A 17242-nucleotide genomic window follows, 5' to 3' on the forward strand; every position below is an offset into this window, starting at 1 on the left:
TGAGAAGCTGATGCCAGGTAATTAATTCAATTGTCTTCACCAACCCAATTATTTAACCTAACATCCAAATGTATAAAATTTTTACTGCAAGTAATTGCGGGGCCCGCTCCTGCATTTCACCTAAATTTCTGAAGATAATGAAATTAACCGTTGTTTTGTGGGTTGCTGCCTTGTTACAGGTAAGTGCGGCAACGTATGCTCAAAAAGTAAACCTGAGTGTAAGAAATACCCGGCTCGAGGTTGTTTTAGACCAGTTGGGCAAGCAAACCGGTTATAATTTCCTCTATAACTCCAACATGCTTAAAGCGGGTAAAACCGTAACCATCAGCGCGCAAAACCAGCAGCTGAACGATGTGCTGGAGCAATGTTTCAAAGATCAACCTTTTACATACATCGTAAATGGTAATACAGTGGTTATCAAGGATAAGGATAATACCGTGTTAACCAACACTTCATCAGTTGCCGATCCTATTGTAGTAACCGGTACAGTAACAGATTCAAAAGGCCAGCCCTTGCCCGGAGTAACCATCCGCGTTAAGGGAACAACCGTTGGCGTAGTAAGCGGTACCGATGGGCGGTACACCATACGCGTTGAAGATGCCACAGCTGTGCTGGTTTACAGTTTTATTGGCTTTAGCCCCAAAGAAGTTGTAGTAGGCAGCCAAACCCAGATAAACATTACCCTTGCCGAGCAGGCATCTGCTTTAGAGGATGTTGTTGTAATTGGTTACGGCGCTGTTAAAAAGCGCGACCTTACAGGTGCTGTAGGCCAGATAAAGGCAGTAGACCTGATGAGGGGCCAACCGATAAACCTGGCGCAAGGTTTACAGGGTAAACTGGCTGGCGTGGCCGTTAATCAGAATGATGGCGCGCCCGGTGCCGGTGTAAGTATCCAGATACGTGGTGCCAACTCTTACGGCACCAATACCCAGCCTTTATACGTGGTTGATGGTATTCCGTTTGATGCAGCATCAACCCCAACCAATGAGGCTACCAGTGGTAACAATCAAACTTTTAACCCGCTGGCATTGATCAATCCATCAGATATCGAATCGATAGATATATTGAAAGATGCATCGGCTACAGCCATCTATGGTTCGCGCGGTGCAAACGGTGTGGTGCTGGTAACTACCAAAAAAGGTAAAGCCGGCCAAACCAAGGTGGTGTTCTCAACCAATACTGCTGTATCAATGCTGGGCAAAAAAGTGCCTGTATTAGACCCCTATAACTACGCAAACTATGTAAATGAAGGCTATACCAATGGTGTAAAATACAACGACTATACATTTTACCAGCTGCCTTACCCCGGTCAATGGACTTATCCTTACGCTAATAACCAATATCAGTATGACCAGGGTGTTTACCAACCATCGCCTGAGGATTTCCTGAGCCCGGGTGTACGTACCGACCAATATGGAAACAGTACCAATGTACAAGGTAGTAACTGGATGGATCTTATTACCCGTAAAGCCTTAACGCAAGATTATAACCTGAGTGTTTCAGGTGGTTCGGAGCGCGGGTTTTATTCGGTATCAGGTAACTATGCCAAGCAGGAAGGCATAGTTAAGAATAGCGACTTTGAGCGTTATGCATTACGCGCTAATGTTGGTCAAAAATTGGGTAACTGGCTGGAGATAGGTTTAAACACCTCTTTTGGCCGTACCAGTTCAAATTTTGCCAAAACCAATTCGTTCGATTATGGTATCTTCCGATCGGCCCTGGTTTTCCCAACCACTTACGCACCCGAGACTGATATCACCAAGATTCAAAATCCTTTAAGCTGGTTATCTGCCAACCCGTACCTGTATGTAATGACGGCTAAAGATAACTTGGCGGCCATTAGCTCATTTAGTTCAGCTTACGCCGAAGTTAAATTTACCAACTGGTTAAAATTCAGGCAAAATCTGGGTATCAATTACTCGGCAAATAACCGCGGTACTTATTACAACAGCTTAACAGGCGAGGGGCAGGCACCTACCATCAATGGTAAAGCAGGCCAAAGCGATGACTGGTACACCAATATCGTTACCGAATCATTGTTAACCTTCGATAAAAAGCTGGGCACTATGCATAACCTTAACGCCGTGTTAGGTTTTACGCATGAGAACGCCAACTACGGCAGCAAATCAATGTCGGCTACCAACTTCCCTGATGATCTTACTGGTTATTATGATATGGGCAAGGCCTTAACGCCGGGCAAACTGGTAAGCGGCCGCGGTGCAAATGAGCTGATGTCGGTACTGGCGAGGGTGAATTATACTTTGAACGATAAGTACCTGTTTACCGCCTCTTTCCGCCGCGATGGTTCAAGTAAATTTGCTACTAAAAACAAGTTTGCCAACTTCCTGTCGGGCGCGTTTGCGTGGAGAGCATCAGAAGAGAAATTCATCAAGGATCTTGGTATCTTCAGCGATTTGAAATTCAGGGCAAGTGCCGGCCGTACAGGTAACCAGGCTATTGCCCAGTATGCTACTTTGCCACAATTGGCTGCTGCAAACTATCCTATCGGTGGTTCGCTGCAAAGCGGTATGGCCGAGTCAACTTACAATGGCCCTGCCAACCCTAACCTGAAATGGGAAACCACTACCCAATATGATCTGGGTTTGGATATGGCCTTCTTTAATAATCGCGTAGCATTCACTATTGATTACTACAGCAAAAAAACTACCGACCTGCTGCAGAGCATAAAAACACCGTTAAGTACAGGCTTCCAACAGGAAACAATTAACCACGGCTGGGTTAAAAACGAGGGTTTAGAGATAGGGGGTAAGTTCCTTCCGTTGGTAAGCGGCGCATTAAAATGGACTATTGATGCCAATATTTCATTCAACAAAAATACCATCGGTGGCTTAGACCATGATCAGTTTGCCACCCGTTTATGGAACGCTGCCGACTATGTATTCATCCAGCGTAACGGTTTGCCGATAGGTGCTATTTACGGTTATGTTGAAGATGGTTTTTATGATAACGAAGCAGAGGTACGTGCTAATCCGGTTTACGCCAATGCAAGTGCTGCCATTATCAAGCAAAAAATAGGCGAGGTTAAATACCTTAACCTTGATAACGACCCCAATATTACCGATGCCGACCGTACCATCATCGGTAACACCAACCCCGATTTTATTGCCGGTATCACCAATAGTTTCAGTTACAAGAATTTTAACCTGAGTTTCTTTATCCAGGGCGTTTTTGGTAACGATATCTTCAACGGTAACTTAACTGATGTTACGCTAAATTCGATAGGTAACATCCCAACCTTTGCCTATGCCGGCCGCTGGACACCAGAGACAGCAGCCAGTGCTACCTGGCCAAAAGTGAATAACGGTTACACCCGCGAGTGGTTAATATCAAACCGCTACATACAGGATGGTTCTTACGCCCGCCTTAAAAGCCTTACCATAGGTTATGATTTTGTGAAACCGTTTAAAGGGGTAGAGATGATAAGCCTTTTCACAACCGGTACCAACCTGCTCACCATCACCAAATACAACTGGTTTGACCCGGATGTGAACTCATTTGGCGGCGATGCCTCAAGGCGCGGTGTTGATATACATGCTTATCCATCAAGCCGTACCTTCTCATTGGGCGCAAGGGTATCATTCTAATTATTAACTATCAGAAGAAGAGAGATAAATACTAAGGATATGAAAAGAATATATAACATAAAAAGCCTGCCCCTTAAATGGTTTATGGCCTGCTTTTTTGTGATGATGCTGGGCTCTTGTAAACTCGACGAAAAGGTTTACGATTTCGTGTCGCCTGCAGAGGTGGGCGATTCTGATGCCTCTGCCGATAAATGGGCTTTGGGGGCTTACAACGAGTTAGGCCTCATGTTCAGGTTCGGCGAGTTTCCTGCAGTGCTGGAGTATGATAACGATTACACCACCGGCCCATCATGGGCATTTGGTGAACTGGGTGCGGGTAACTTTCAGGGTAACAGCAAACAAACCGACCCTTTGTGGACCTACGGTTACGTAATGGTGCATCGCGCCAACCGTGCCATCATCAATATCGAGAAAATGACGAAAACCACTCCCGAGTACAAAAAGAATGTATTGGGCGAGATGTATTTCCTGAAAGCTTTCTCCTACTTTTTAATGGTAAGGGCCTACGGCGATATCCCTATGTTTGATAAAGCCGTTAACGATGGTGCCGATATTAACCAGCCAAGACGCCCTATAAAAGAAGTTTATGCCGAGATCATCAGCCTGTTGAGCCAGGCAAAAGATATGATGTACACTAACGCAAAAGCAGTTCCGGGCCGTGCTACGGCAGGCGCAGCGGCTGCCTTGCTGGCCAAGGTGTATGTAACTATTGGTTCGGCATCGTTACCATCGGGGCAGGTTATTGTACGTGGCGGTAAACCTTTTGATCTGGTGAACAACGTACAGATCCGTACCATGCCGTCGCCAATAACCTACGCCAAAAAACAAGTTAAGGGCTACGAGGAGTTTGACTCAAAGCAATATTTTAAGCTGGCTATGGACATGGCCAAAGAGGTAATAAACGGCAACTATGGTACTTACAAACTTGCCGACTTTAATAACATGTGGACGGCTGCCGGCAAAAACCGCGACGAACACATTTTTAGCGTACAAGGCTATACCGGCGATGCCGACCTGGGTAACCACCTAACCCGCGATTTTGCCGGTTTAGTAGTGAATAACCAGGTAATATCGGGCATGTGGTACGGCCAGCGCGACCACTGGTATAAATTGTTTGAGCCACAGGACCTGCGCATTGTTGATGGCACCATGCACCGCTGGTCGCGTAATTTTGATTATGCTAACCACATAGGCACATTTTATCCTAATAATGATGAGTACCGTAAAAAAGCTTTGGGTTATGATGAGCAAACCGGTGTTGATGGCAGTGGCAATCCTATCATTGTGCATCACCCTGCGGTTGCACCATATAATGATGGCTTAAATTATGGCTCAGGTACTGATGCTAACTACATTGCTTTCCTTAACAAGTTTGCCTATCCAACAGACCGCACCAAAGATCAAAGCGATGTGAATTATCCTTTCCTGCGTTTTGCGGATATTAAACTCATTTATGCTGAAGCAGCCAACGAATATAATGGCGGCCCTACGGCTGATGCGCTTACCGCATTGAACGATGTTAGGGCACGTAGTCACGCCAATCCGAAACAAATGGCAGGCGATGGTAATGTGGGCTCATTGGTGGCGTTCCGGTCGGCAGTGATCGAGGAGCGTGCTATGGAGCTTGCTTTAGAAGGAGATCGCCGCTGGGATCTTATACGCTGGGGTATTTACCTTGATGTAATGAACTCTATACAAGGCAATGATGAGGTTGGCGTAACAAAGGTACGTGCAGAGCGCAACCTGCTTTACCCGCTGCCAATAAGCGAAGTAACTACAAATACTGCCATCCATGGTAATAACCCGGGATGGAATTAATTGACGAAAATTTAATCAGCAATATTATGAAAGCAACTTACAATGCAATTAGAATGTGCCTGGTGCTTTTAACAGCGGTAACACTGTTTAGCTGTAACAAGGACGTTGTAACTTACGATAAGATAAAAAAGGAGTCGGAGGTGTCTACTGCGCCGCCAACCATCACTTCAATTACCAAGGTAGACCGCACAACAAATTTAACCGAGGCTGATCTGTCGCAATTGGTAATGATACAGGGTACTAACCTAAGCGGTTTAAAATCGGTAAAGTTTAATGATGTTGAGGCCGATCTGAAACAAGCTTATGTAAAAACAAAGGAAATAGTTGTGCCGGTGCCACGTTTGCTGCCTGGTGATGTTACCAATAAAGTAACTGTTACCACCGCCTTAGGTACCGCAACTGCCGATCTTAAAATTAATGTACCTGCTTTAAAAGTGAACGGCTTGTACAACGAGTTCGCCTTACCCGGCGATACCACAACCATTACCGGCGATAACTTTGATATCTACAAAATAACAAAAGAAGATGCCAAGGTAAGTTTCGGCGGCACACAGGCAACGGTACTATCAGGCGATCAGAAAACGTTGACCATAATTGTACCTGCCAGTATCCCACGTGCCGAAGCTGTAGTTAACCTGGTAACACCAGAGCTGCCTGATGGCCTTAAGATGAACTATCGGCACCTGGGCCAGATCGTTAACATCCAGAACAAACTATGGGCAGGCGAGCAGTGGCAAACCAATGGCGGTAACCTGGGCGATCCTAAACCCATTAATGGTACGTTTTCGCACATACATGGCGTCTCAATAGGGCAATGGGGTTGGTACGATCAGATCCACGGCTGTAATTTCCCGGTTACGGATGCAGATATATTGAACCATCTGGATCAGTACGACCTTAAATTTGAACTGAACACAGAGAAAGACCATCCGCTGAGCCAGATGTTCATCAAGTTCTCTATGCGTTTCTCCATCACTTACGAGTGGAATTTGTATGACAGCGGCGAATCGCTGAACACTTACGGCAACTGGCAAACCATTACGCTTGATGCCAAAAAGGTTATGGGCCAGCTGTATCCAAATAACGATAACTTCTTTTATTTCGCTATTAACCCGGGTGTGCCGGTTAATCTCGATTTCAGCATTTCATCCATGAGATTGGTGAAAAAAGAGCCGATCGTAAAATAATCGGCAGGCGGCTCCCAGGCTCGCGGGGAGCCGCCATTTTTTAATACATCTGCTAAAATTTTAATGGTCGTGAGGCCAATTAAGGCATCATTATGCCTTTTATATAAACTATTCCAATAATATCCCTGTGGGATACATCTAAACAACAATGAAAAAGAGCTTTCTGTTACTTTCCCTATTGCTCACGCTTTTTACCTGCTACGCAAAAGACACTTATAACGTGCTTGATTACGGCGCCAAAAACGACGGCAAAACGCTTACCACAGCTGCTATACAAAAAGCAATTAATGCTTGTGCTGCCGAAGGCGGTGGCATGGTGTATATCCCAAAAGGTGATTACCTTACCGGTACGCTGAATTTAAAATCTAATGTCGATTTCCATTTTGGTACTGGGGCGAGGCTGATTGCTACCACCGATCTGAAACAATACCAGAAACATAACGATGAACTGGCCGGTGTTTTTTATACCGAAAAAGCAACCAATGTAGCCATAACCGGCAACGGAACTGTGTTTGGCCAGGGCATGAAAATGATGTATATAGACAGCGCCAAAGTAATTGGCGATAAGTCTGATACCCGCCAAAAGAACAACTTCCGTAAGGTGGCATCAGGTAATGGCGATGGTCCTTTTTATCCTAAAGACCGTTTTCATCAAATGGTTATTTTTAGTGAGTGTACCAAAGTAACACTTACCGATTTTACCTGTATCGATGCCCCGTACTGGACCTTCCTTGTAGTACATTGTGATGATGTAAAGGTTGATGGGCTGAAGATAGATAACAACCTTAATATCCCTAACAGCGATGGGTTGGATGTAATATCGAGCAGTAATGTAAATATCTCTAACTGTAATTTCTCTTGCGGCGATGATGCCATTGTACTGGCAGGTTACGCCTGGCACTGGGGCGACCCCGGCTTTAAGCGTATCATGAAACGCTCTGAGAACATCAACGTGAACAATTGCGTATTGCGTTCACGCTCGAGCGGTATCCGCATAGGTGGCTGGGATCAGAACGATATGTATAACTACAATTTCAGCAATATCACCATTTATGATTCAAACCGTGGCATAAACCTGGGTATTGGCGATTACGGTTCGATGGAGAACATCAACTTTACCAACATCAACATCCAGACCCGCCTGCACACCGGCGACTGGTGGGGCGAGGGCGACCCGATAAAAATTACCGCCATGCGTGGTATGCCGCAGGGCAAGGTGGGTACTATAAAAAATGTTAACTTCACCAATGTATCGTGCCGCAGCGAAAACTGTATAAACATGTACGCCTCAAACGAAACCTACCTGGAGAATATATTTTTTAATAACCTGCAAATGGAGTTTGTGAAAAGTCCGCTGGAAGAGACCATTGGCGGTAACCTCGACTTGAGGCCGAATACCGTGCCGCATAAAGAACTTTTCGCACGCGATATCCCTGCTATCTACATTGAGAATGCCAGGAACGTGTTGATGAACCAGGTTGTGGTAAAGTGGGATAAAGGCATCGATAAAAAGCATTATACCAATGCTATTGAAGCGGTTGGTGTTGATAATTTGCGCCTTATCAGCGTAAAAGGTACAGCCTCGCCGGCCAACCCCGGTATGCAGGATGTATTGCTTAACAACTGTAAGGATTTTTATACCGACTCTAAACTAACCATCAAAAAAACCGGCAATGAGAAATAAGTTATTTGTACTGATCGTATGGCTTTGTGCTTCGCCGTTAATGTTGCTGGCACAGAAAAGCGCTAAGGTTACTTCTCCGGATGGAAAGGTGATCATAGAGGTAACGTTAACTGCAGGTTCGCCGGTTTACAAAGTGAGCTACAAAAAGCAGGCGGTGATAAATAGTTCGCCGCTTACGCTCGATTTTGATAGCGGTGCCTGGGGCAAAAACCTTAAAATGAGTAACGTTAACTATAGCAAAGCCGATGGCTACTATGACCTTGTGGTAGGGAAAGCAAAGCACATCCGCAATAACTACAGAGAAGCCATTATCCCTTTTGAAGAAACCCAAAAACCTTTCAGAAAGATAAACCTGGTGGCACGTGCTTATAACGATGGTGTGGCGTTCAGGTACATGTTCCCTAAACAGGCAGGCTGGAAAAACTATACCCTATATGATGAGCACACCAACTTCAACTTAGCCGGTGACCCGAAAGCACTGGTGCTGTTCCTGCCATCGTACACATCATCGCATGAAGGGCCTTATACCCACGAACCATATTCAAAGCTTAAGGTGGACAGCCTGATGGATATGCCTGCCACTTTTGAGTATTCCAACAACATTTACCTCGCCATAACCGAGGCAGAGGTGGTTGACTATGCCGGTATGTACCTTTCAAAAAACAGCGATGGTACCATGCGTGGTAAACTGTCGCCGCTGCCAGGGCAGGATAAAGAGAAGGTGAAGGCGGTATTACCGCATGAAACCCCATGGCGCGTTGCTATTATAGGCGACAGGGCAGGGGCGCTCATCGAATCAAATATGCTTACTAACCTTAATGGCGATTGTAAAATAGAAGATACCTCATGGATAAAGCCAGGCAAAGCAACCTTCCCCTGGTGGAATGGCAGCGTAGTGCCTGATACTGTTTTTGCGCCGGGTAATAACTTCGAGACCAATAAGTATTACATCGATTTTTGTGCCCGTAACAATATCCAATACCACTCGGTGGTTGAATATGGTTTGCATGAATGGTACGTGAATGATGGTCCCGACTTTTTCCCGGGGCCTAATGCTGATCCTTCTAAAGCAGTATCGAGCCTGGATATGCAGAAGATCTGCGACTACGCCAAAAGCAAAGGTGTAGGTATCCGTGTATGGGTACACTGGAAACCCCTATATCCTATTTTAGAAAAAGCCTTTGCCCAATACGAAAAATGGGGCATAAGTGGTATGATGGTCGACTTTATGGACCGCGACGACCAGGAGATGATCAAAATCCAGGAAGATATCTTGCAGACGGCAGCCAAGCACCATTTGCATATCCAGTTCCATGGCTCAAGCAAACCATCTGGCCTGCACCGTATGTACCCTAACGAGTTTACCCGCGAAGGCACGCGCAACTACGAGGTTTATAAATGGGATACCACCATTAATGCCAGCCATGATATTGCCATGCCTTTTACCCGTATGCTGGCCGGCGCTACAGATTATCACCTGGGTGGTTTCCGTGCCGTGCCGCAATCAAAGTTCAAGGTAAGGTTCCGTAACCCGCTGGTTACCAGTACGCGTTGCCACATGATGGCTATGTACGTAGTATTGGAGAGCTATCTGGGTATGGTATGCGATGCCCCGCAGGCTTATGAGGGCCAGCCGGGATTCGATTTCCTGCAAACCGTGCCCACCAACTGGGATGAGACCCGTGTGCCTAACGCCGCCATCAACCAATATGTAACCATAGCAAGGCGCAACGGTAACAACTGGTTTATTGGTGCTATTACCGACAACCAGCCCCGTAACCATGCCGTAAAACTCGACTTTTTAGGGGACGGAGAGTATACAGCTGATATCTATACTGATGCCGCGGATACAGATACTAACCCTAACAACCTGAAAAAGGAAACCAAAACCGTTACACGTAAAGATGTGCTTAATCTACCCGTTGCAGCCAATGGTGGTGCAGTAGTTAAGATAACTAAAAAATAAACGGTAGAATATTTGGCCCGGGCTTCTGTTACTAAAATGCAGAAGCCCGGTTTTAAAAAGCGACTACTTGTTTTAAGTAGTATTTAACTGTGCGTTGTTCTTAACAGCTTTCTTTTTACAAACAATGGTGCCGGTACATCGTTGTTTTTTTATGGATAACGTGCGACCGGCAGATATTTACGTTATCGATGACCAACCCATCGATAGTATGATATTAAGGCTTTTGTTTAAGAAATTTGACCCTGATCTGCTGATTGAGGCGATCAGTAATGCTTATACAGCGTTAGAGCGTTTAAAGGCAATTGCCAACAGCGAGCCCTTCTTTTTACCGGATTATATATTCCTGGACCTGGATATGCCGGAAATGGATGGCTGGCAATTCCTGAAAGAGTATGAGCGCCTGGGTATATCTCAATTTAAAAGTATACAGATCTACGTGTTATCGTCTTCTTTGTATCAAAATGATATACAGAAATCGCTGCTTAACCCTTTGGTACAGGATTTTATCAGTAAACCATTAAGCCTTCAGCATATTAAAGAAATTTTTCAACCAGCCTGAGCCACTCCGGCATGATCACCTTTAACGCTATGAAAAAAAAGATACTTGTTATAGAAGATGATACGGATATTTTAGAGATCACTACATCGGTGCTTAACCAGGCAAAGTTTGATGTAAGCGGCTCTGAAGGTACAAACGATATCATTGATCTGGTAAAGTCGCAGCAACCAGACCTTGTCTTAACAGACTATATGCTGCCGGGCCTCTCTGGTGGACAGATCTGTACATTGCTGAAAAATAATAAAGACACCGCAGGTATTCCGGTTGTACTGATGTCTGCTTACAAGAAGGAAGCCATAGCGATCGGTAACTTTAGTTTTGATGCCTATATCAAAAAGCCATTTGATATCAATTACCTGGTATCAGTTATCCGGAAACTGATCAACTGAACTGATAGTGACTGCTAATATTTCTGGCTACAGAAATGCCGAATGTTAGAAAAGATCTAAATTTTATTGATAAAGATAACGGCTGGCGCATTTGTTGCGATAGATATATCATGGCAGAAGAAATCATCACCACAGTAATATCAGCAGACGGGGTATCGCAAACCTGCGTGCTGAAAGAAAAGGTTAATAACGGGAATGGGCAGCTTATTTATCGTTTCCGTAACCGGGATATTGGAGTTGAATACCTGTTAACCAAAGAGGGGACAGGGTGGCGTTCGCTAAACCCCGGGGAGATTCATCAGCCCATATTTCATCACCTCTGCTCATTTGCCGAGACACTTTAATACAATATGAATAAGAATAGGCTATACCTGGTGGCAGGCCTTGCCGGTGCTGCTGCAATTTTGTTGAAGCTATCGTCCTGCGTTTCTATCCCAAAAGGAGCTAATGCGGTTAAACCGTTTGATCAGCAAAAGTACCTTGGCACCTGGTATGAAATTGCACGCATGGATTTCAAATACGAAAAGGGGCTGGATCAGGTAACCGCCACCTACTCGTTAAATAAAGACGAAACCATACGCGTTGATAACCGTGGCTTTAAGGTAAAAGAACAAAAATGGAAACAAAGTATAGGTAAAGCCAAACCTGTAAACGCGGCTAATGAAGGTAGGCTGAAAGTTTCTTTCTTTGGGCCTTTTTATGCCGGGTATAATGTTATCGCAATAGATAAGGATTACCGGTACGCATTGATTGCGGGGAATAATCTGAATTACCTCTGGTTGTTATCCCGCGATAAAACCATGCCCGATTATATCAAGCATCGTTACCTTGAACATGCGAAAGTATTGGGATATGATACAGATAAGTTAGTTTGGACAGATCAACATACTCGTTAGATATTCATCTTTATAGGGAACGCAGCTTCTGCATTAAGTACGATAGATTTAACTTAATACGCTTTACGAAATACGATACAATAGCCCTGTCAAGGCTATTATCGCGGTTCAGCCGTATTTTTTCCTGTTCTTTTAATTGCAAATATATCATGTGAAGAACAGGTAGTACCAGCAACAGCAGCCCCGCATGCTGCGCGGCAGAAAACAAGGACAACTGTAGTGTTTTTTCAGCTAACTCAGGCATGTAAATTCAACGCACAATAATTAGGAATGTTTGGGCTGAATATTTAAAGTTTACCTTCCCAAACATTTGCGCCGGTTTGCAGTTATCACCAAAATCACTGTTAATTCTGTATTAAATTGCAAGCACAAACCCGTAAACAAAAATTGTTATTTAACCTGCTCCTTATTCTGGGGCTGGGCTTGCTGCTTTGCGTTGAAGGATACTCCGGTTACCGGTTGCGTACCTTATCCAAACAACAGGAAGAACTCAAAACCGACTTTTCTGACGTAAATAATATTACCCTGGGTTTGTTCTCTGTTGATCAGTGGAAAGATGATATCAAAGGCATCATTAACCACCAGGTGCGCCATTTTGAGATGACCAAACAACAGCGTAAAGATCTGCAGAAAGAAGTAGAGCAGATCATTATGGCACTCATTAATAAAGCCGAGGGTTTGATGAATAAGGAGCCAAAATCACTTGGCGGAAAAATCAAAAAACTGGCGGTTAAAACCTTTGTAAAAACCGACAAGATAAAAGCGCAGGTGCCCGGCTTTGCCCGTAAAATAATTGCCGAAGCAGATAATCCCAATAACAAAAAGCAACTGAGCAAACTGGCTTTGGGCAAACTTGCTGTGCTTGAGCAAAGTGCCTATGTAGATAGTACCCTAAGTGTTAAGGACTCTATCATGAACAAGGCTTTTCAAAAGTATCATGTAAAAGATCAGGATGCTTTAAATAAAAAGCTGGATACATCGCTTAATGAAATAAGGAAAGTGATGTATAATTATTCTTTTATAATGCTGGGCTGCGTAGTTATTGTGCTGCTGATGTGGTGGCTGCTACGCAAACGTACCGAGTTGCATGTCTCGCTTTTCATTATGTCATTATTGTTCGCCTTCATTTTACTGGCGGTTGGCCTTACTGCATCAATGATAGAAGTTGATGCAAGGATAGGCTCGCTTGACTTTGTGTTGCTGGGCGAGCACGTTACGTTTAAAGACCAGGTATTGTTCTTCCAAAGCAAAAGCATATTGGATGTGGTAGAGGTTTTGGTAAAACAACCAAAGTTCGATTCAATACTGGTGGGTATCCTTATCCTGGTATTCAGTATTCTTTTCCCGGTGATGAAATTGTCTTCAACCGGTATCCATTTGCTCAGTAAGAAGAAAATTGCCGAAAGCAAAGTGATCAAATATTTCGCATTCCAGTCGGGCAAATGGAGTATGGCCGATGTAATTGTTATCGCTATCCTGATGGTGTTTATCGGGCTAAACGGTCTGCTGGAGAGTCAGCTTTCTATGCTTAATATTAAAAGTGCCCCCTTAACCATCATCACCACAAACAATACCGCCTTGCAGCCGGGCTATATTATATTTATCAGTTTCGTGGTTTACGGATTGATCCTTTCTACCATCCTTAAATTTATTACTCCGCACGATGCGCATTAATAGCTATAATTAAATGACCAACGCTAAAGCAAATACCGATACCCGCAAGACAAAAACGAGCAATATATTGCTCGTCGCCGGCCTGTTGTTGCTTTTAGCCCTTGAGGTTTTCTGCGGTTACCGGGTTGATATGCTATCCAAGCAGCAAGAGCAGCTTAAGGAAGATTATAGTGCGGTAAACAATATCACATTCGGTATTTTCTCGGTCGATCAATGGCGCGATAAGATAGTAGGAGTGGTTGATAGCCAGGTCACGGAATATAAGATGACCAAAAAGCAGAAGAAAGAATTGCAAACGGCAGTAGAGAAACAATTGCAGGGCCTGGTTACCAAAACAGTTGCTGAAATTGATAAACCGCAGAAATCGCTCGGCGGTAAACTGAAGAAACTGGCTTTTCATGCTGTGGTTGATGTTGATGATATCCGTGCGCAGGTGCCCGGCTTTGCACGCACTATAGTAACCAAGGTAAACAGCCCAACCAGTACAAAAAGGTTAAAAGGTATTGTTACCAGTAAACTGGATCAGCTTAGCCTGCAAACTTATGACAGCACGGCTGAAGCACATGGTGCTTTAACCAAATATTTGTACCATAAATATCAGGTACAGGATGTGGCACAGTTTAATAAGCAAATAGATGTTAAGGCAAAGCAAATGACATCGCTTACTTACCAATATGCTTATGCCATGTTTGGCTGTGTAGTATTTGCGCTTTTGCTTTGGTGGGTTTTGCGAAAATACATCCATTTGCATACAACCTTATTCTTATTATCGCTTTGTATTGCCTTTGTGTTGCTTGCAGTTGGCGTAACGGCATCTATAATAGAAGTAGATGCCCGGATAAGCTCGCTTGATTTTATGCTTTTAGGGGAGAAGGTAGGGTTTAGCAACCAGGTTCTTTTTTATCAGAATAAAAGCATCATGGAAATTATTGGCGTACTCATAAGCCAGCCAAAACCCGATGCTATTGCAGTTGGTGTATTGTTATTACTGTTTGTGATCATCCTGCCGGTACTCATCCTTATTGCTACAGGAATCCACGTTTCAGGTAACGAGAAGCTATCACAAAATAGAGTGATCCGTTATTTGGCACTTGAATCTGGCAAATGGAATATGGCCGATGTAATGGTTGTAGGCATCCTGATGACCTATATCGGGCTTAACGGTATACTAAAAAGTCAGTTATCAGGCCTTAATCTGCATAGCACTTCGCTTAATGTTACCACCATAAACCAAACCGGCCTGCAGCCGGGCTATATTATCTTTGTTGCCTACGTGGTTTACGAGACTATTTTAAAGCGTATATTGAAAATTGTAGCGCCTGCTAAGTCCTTGTCGAAATAACCTGTTAGCCATTTCTACTGAACATTTTATTATGCAACCTGTTGAACAAGTATGAAGATCTTGCTCACTGGTGCCACCGGTTATATAGGACGTAGATTATTGCCCGTTTTGCTTGAAAACGGACATCAGGTGGTTTGCCTTGTGCGGGATAAAGACCGCCTGGATGTAAATAAATTTAAACCAGAACTTATTACCGTAGTTGAAGGAGATCTGATGCATCTCCAAACGCTGAGCAAAGTGCCGAAGGATATTGATGTAGCCTATTACCTTGTGCACTCTATGAATATGAGCGGGGGAGATTTTAGTAAGGAAGAGAAAGCCTCGGCAATCAATTTTGTAGCACTTGTAGGTTCAACACAAGCCAAACAGATCATCTACCTTGGCGGTATTGTTAACGAAGAACACCTCAGTAAACATCTGGCCAGCCGAAAAGCAGTAGAAGAAGAGCTACGCAAAGGCAAAGTACCGGTTACCGCTTTGCGCGCGGGTATAATTGTAGGCTCCGGCAGCGCATCATTTGAGATCATTCGGGATCTGGTAGAAAAGCTTCCGCTTATGATAGCCCCCAAATGGATAAAAACTAAATGTCAACCCATCGCTATCCGCAACGTAATCCGGTTTCTAAACGGTGTGCTTGGCAAAGACTATACTTATAATAAGCATTTTGATATCTACGGCCCGGATACGCTTACCTATAAACAAATGCTGGAGCATTTTGCAAAAGTGCGTAAGCTGAAACGCAAGATTATTACTGTGCCTGTGTTTACCCCTCGTTTATCGTCTTACTGGCTTTATTTTGTTACCTCAACAGCCTACCCGTTAGCCAAAAATCTTGTTGATAGCATGAAGGTAGATGTTATAGCTGAGCCGAATGATCTTGCCGAAAAGCTGAAGATCAAACTCATTCCGTACAACGAAGCTATAAATATGGCCTTTGAAAAGATTGAGCAAAACCTGGTGCTTTCCAGTTGGAATGATGCCGGTGATAACCGGATATTTAGGAAGGGGCTTTCTAAACATATCGAGATTCCCAAATTTGGCGTATTCGCCAATAAGCAAACAGAGGAAACAAAAGATGCTGAGGAAGCGCTAAAGCGCATTTTTGCTATTGGTGGCCGCAATGGATGGTATTACGCCAACTGGCTTTGGTCTTTCCGTGGGTTTATTGACCGTTTGTTTGGCGGTGTAGGATTAAGACGCGGCAGAAAAAATGCAGCAGAGACCTCGGCAGGAGAGGCGCTTGATTTTTGGAGAGTTATACTCGTAAGCAAAGAGGAGAAGCGACTGCTGTTGTATGCGGAGATGAAATTACCCGGCGAAGCCTGGTTGGAGTTTAAGATAAATGACAAAAATTGCGTTGCCCAAACGGCTACCTTTAGGCCATTGGGTATTGCCGGGAGATTATACTGGTATGCGATGTTGCCCTTCCACTTTTTTATTTTTAAGGGGATGTTACATCATATAGCTGCGGGTTAAGTAATTGATATAAGGTTACTCATCAAAACTGTTAGACGCTGTTACGATGCCACTGTCGTTTGCAGGTGTAGTAAAGCGTATCTGTTCTTCTACAAAAGCTGCTCCGTAGCGTTTGTTCAATTCTGTCAAAACATCGTCTTTAAAATAACTGCAGCAAACTTTTACAATGGTAGATTCTTTTGAGGTTTTAGTAGATAAGCTCAAATGATGTAATTGGCAGCTTAAATTGCTGAGGTCGCGGCTAATCTTGTAAGCCAAAGTGGTTGTCATAGCTTTAAAACCGCTAATTGAGGCAAATGTTTCAAACTACTTTGCCTTCAGGAAATCTGCAAAACAAACAATTCTATTTTCATGGTTCGAAAAAGACCCGAAGCGCAGGTGCTCTACATCGTTAATTTGTAACGTCATTATGAAACTCACTGTAAATCAAATGATTGATATTTATTGCCTTTAAAAAGTAGAAAATAGAGAAATAAAGTTTGTAAAAACCGAATCCTTATGTACCTTTGCAGCCCGCAAGACGGATAGTTGAGCGGGTTGTACTCTGAGAGTTTAGCGAAGTAAAAGAAAGTTGAAATAATACTTGACACGAATGGTAAAAAGTTCGCATCTTTGCAGCCCGCGAAACAGGAATTACGGCCTGATA

Annotated in this window: 13 protein-coding genes; 12 read left to right on the top strand and 1 reads right to left on the bottom strand. The window is 43.9% G+C overall.

Annotated elements, in window-relative coordinates; genetic code table 11:
- Window positions 1-137 precede the first annotated feature (137 nt).
- The 12 genes from D0C36_RS23795 to D0C36_RS23855 all read left to right on the top strand — a co-directional run bounded on the left by D0C36_RS23795 (window position 138) and on the right by D0C36_RS23855 (window position 16596).
- Complete coding sequence (locus tag D0C36_RS23795; RefSeq protein WP_158557192.1) at window positions 138-3605, top strand: TonB-dependent receptor; 3468 nt, start codon at window positions 138-140, stop codon at window positions 3603-3605.
- 39 nt (window positions 3606-3644) lie between these two features.
- Window positions 3645-5423 (top strand): RagB/SusD family nutrient uptake outer membrane protein, encoded by a 1779-nt coding sequence (locus D0C36_RS23800; RefSeq protein ID WP_117394239.1) that lies wholly within the window; start codon window positions 3645-3647, stop codon window positions 5421-5423.
- Window positions 5424-5449: 26 nt separating this feature from the next.
- Window positions 5450-6610 carry a glycan-binding surface protein gene (locus D0C36_RS23805; RefSeq protein ID WP_158557193.1) on the top strand — a complete coding sequence of 387 codons (1161 nt, stop codon included), beginning with the start codon at window positions 5450-5452 and terminating at the stop codon, window positions 6608-6610.
- 148 nt (window positions 6611-6758) lie between these two features.
- A complete protein-coding gene (locus D0C36_RS23810; protein WP_117394241.1) occupies window positions 6759-8294 on the top strand; it encodes a glycoside hydrolase family 28 protein in 1536 nt (511 codons plus the stop codon).
- A complete protein-coding gene (locus tag D0C36_RS23815; protein ID WP_117394242.1) occupies window positions 8284-10260 on the top strand; it encodes a glycoside hydrolase family 97 protein in 1977 nt (658 codons plus the stop codon). Before D0C36_RS23810 ends, D0C36_RS23815 begins: the two co-directional genes overlap by 11 nt.
- A gap of 151 nt (window positions 10261-10411) precedes the next feature.
- Entirely contained in the window at window positions 10412-10819 is a 408-nt protein-coding gene (locus D0C36_RS23820) for a response regulator (RefSeq protein WP_158557194.1), read from the top strand.
- A gap of 29 nt (window positions 10820-10848) precedes the next feature.
- On the top strand, window positions 10849-11208 hold the full coding sequence (locus D0C36_RS23825) for a response regulator (protein WP_158557195.1): 360 nt from the start codon (window positions 10849-10851) through the stop codon (window positions 11206-11208).
- Window positions 11209-11318: 110 nt separating this feature from the next.
- Window positions 11319-11552 (top strand): hypothetical protein, encoded by a 234-nt coding sequence (locus D0C36_RS23830; protein ID WP_117394245.1) that lies wholly within the window; start codon window positions 11319-11321, stop codon window positions 11550-11552.
- 6 nt (window positions 11553-11558) lie between these two features.
- Window positions 11559-12104, top strand: a complete 546-nt coding sequence (locus D0C36_RS23835) for a lipocalin family protein (protein ID WP_117394246.1) — start codon at window positions 11559-11561, stop codon at window positions 12102-12104.
- A 360-nt stretch (window positions 12105-12464) separates the two neighbouring features.
- Window positions 12465-13778 carry a paraquat-inducible protein A gene (locus D0C36_RS23845; protein WP_233524562.1) on the top strand — a complete coding sequence of 438 codons (1314 nt, stop codon included), beginning with the start codon at window positions 12465-12467 and terminating at the stop codon, window positions 13776-13778.
- Window positions 13779-13791: 13 nt separating this feature from the next.
- A complete protein-coding gene (locus tag D0C36_RS23850; RefSeq protein ID WP_117394249.1) occupies window positions 13792-15120 on the top strand; it encodes a paraquat-inducible protein A in 1329 nt (442 codons plus the stop codon).
- A gap of 51 nt (window positions 15121-15171) precedes the next feature.
- Complete coding sequence (locus D0C36_RS23855; protein ID WP_117394250.1) at window positions 15172-16596, top strand: SDR family oxidoreductase; 1425 nt, start codon at window positions 15172-15174, stop codon at window positions 16594-16596.
- Window positions 16597-16611: 15 nt separating this feature from the next.
- Here D0C36_RS23855 and D0C36_RS23860 read toward each other — a convergent pair whose 3' ends face one another.
- Window positions 16612-16866, bottom strand: coding sequence for a hypothetical protein (locus D0C36_RS23860; protein ID WP_117394251.1), 255 nt, complete (start codon window positions 16864-16866; stop codon window positions 16612-16614).
- Window positions 16867-17242 lie beyond the last annotated feature (376 nt).

Origin of the sequence: Mucilaginibacter conchicola (assembly GCF_003432115.1) — a bacterium.
Classification (GTDB): Bacteria; Bacteroidota; Bacteroidia; order Sphingobacteriales; family Sphingobacteriaceae; genus Mucilaginibacter; species Mucilaginibacter conchicola.